The sequence below is a fragment of the Burkholderia sp. HAN2018 genome (genome assembly GCF_024704855.1).
Taxonomy (GTDB): domain Bacteria; phylum Pseudomonadota; class Gammaproteobacteria; order Burkholderiales; family Burkholderiaceae; genus Burkholderia; species Burkholderia cepacia.
In genome coordinates this window covers 1-1396 of the sequence record NZ_QOBB01000497.1, presented here as the reverse complement: position 1 = coordinate 1396, position 1396 = coordinate 1, and the positions used below count along the sequence as shown (strand labels likewise).

Annotated in this window: 2 protein-coding genes; one reads left to right on the top strand and one right to left on the bottom strand. The window is 71.4% G+C overall.

Annotation, left to right across the window (positions count from 1 at the left end; translation table 11 throughout):
• On the bottom strand, window positions 1-588 hold a 588-nt coding region (locus DPV74_RS41340), incomplete at its 3' end, for a LysR family transcriptional regulator (RefSeq protein ID WP_119339286.1).
• 106 nt (window positions 589-694) lie between these two features.
• On the opposite strand from DPV74_RS41340, the gene DPV74_RS41335 reads away from it, so the two are divergent.
• Window positions 695-1396 (top strand): MFS transporter (locus DPV74_RS41335; protein ID WP_162923335.1); only part of this gene is annotated, 702 nt, incomplete at its 3' end.

Genomic DNA, 1396 nt, shown 5'->3' with positions numbered 1-1396 from the left:
CCACTGCATCGGCACCTGCGCGATCACCTCGCTGTCGATACCCGGCCGCGACAGCAGCGCAGCCGACACCGGATCGCCCCACACCAGCGCGAGATCGAGCTGGTTCGCGTCGAGCCGGTCGAGCAGGTCGGCATTGCGCGCCACGCGCGCCTCGATCCTCACCTTCGGATGCGCGCGCGCGAACCGCCCGAGCACGTCGGGCAAAATCGCCTCGCCGAAATCCTCCTGCAACCCGATGCGCACCCAGCCGTCGAGATTGACGCCGCGAACGGCCGCGGCCGCCTCGTCGTTCAGCTCGATCATCCGCCGCGCATAGCGCAGCATCGCGTCGCCGGCATCGGTCAGCGCAAGCCCGCGCCCGGATTTCACGAACAACGGCGTGCCGGCCTGCTCCTCGAGCTTGCGGATCTGCGCGCTCACCGCCGACGACGAGCGCGCGACGCGGTCGGCCGCCTTCGCGAAACTGCCGAGATCCACGCCCGCGACGAGGCTGCGCAGCGCCGCCACGTCGAAGTTGGGCCGGGCCAGCGCGGCATCGGCCAGCGCGAGCGACTCGCCGCCGCCGCGTGGAATGTCTTGTCCGGGCATTTCAACCATCCTGTTTTCTCGAACGATTCATCAAGAACTTTCCGATTTTCAGGATGAATGTAGGTCGCCAGACTGTGGATGTCAATTTCCAACCGGGCCTGCCGCCATGGATACCACCTGCATCGCCTCCCCCTCCTCGCCCGCCCGCGATGTACGCGGCCCGTCCCATCGCTGGCGCGTGCTGGCCGCCGGCGTGGCCGCGAACATGAGCTTTTCGGCCGCGGCGGCCGGCATCCCGACCACCGCCGTGTGGATGCGCTCGGCCTACCACCTCGACAACGGCGCACTCGGCCTCGTGCTCGGCGCGCTCGGCTTCGGCGTCGCGCTGTCCGAGCTGCCGTGGGGGATCGCCGCCGACCGCTTCGGCGATCGCCGCGTGCTGCTGACCGGGCTCGTCGCGACGGCCGCGATGCTCGCGCTGATGGTGTGCACGATCGTCCCGAGCGCGCACGCGGTGCCGCCGCTGGCGCGCGTCGTCGTGGCGATGTGCTGCGTCGGCCTGCTCGGCGGCAGCGTGAACGGATCGAGCGGACGCGCGGTGATGCGCTGGTTCGGCGAGCGCGAACGCGGGCTCGCGATGAGCATCCGCCAGACGGCCGTGCCGCTCGGCGGCGGCGTCGGCGCGGCGCTGCTGCCGTCGCTCGCGTCGCACCTGGGCTTCGCGGCGGTATTCGGTGCGCTGATGCTGCTGTGCGCCGGGTCGGCCGTGCTGACCTGGCGCTGGCTGCACGAACCGCCCGCCGAACCGGCTGTCGCACACGGTGCCGCGCATCGACCGGCCGCTCGGCCGCAACCCGCGCAACCCGCG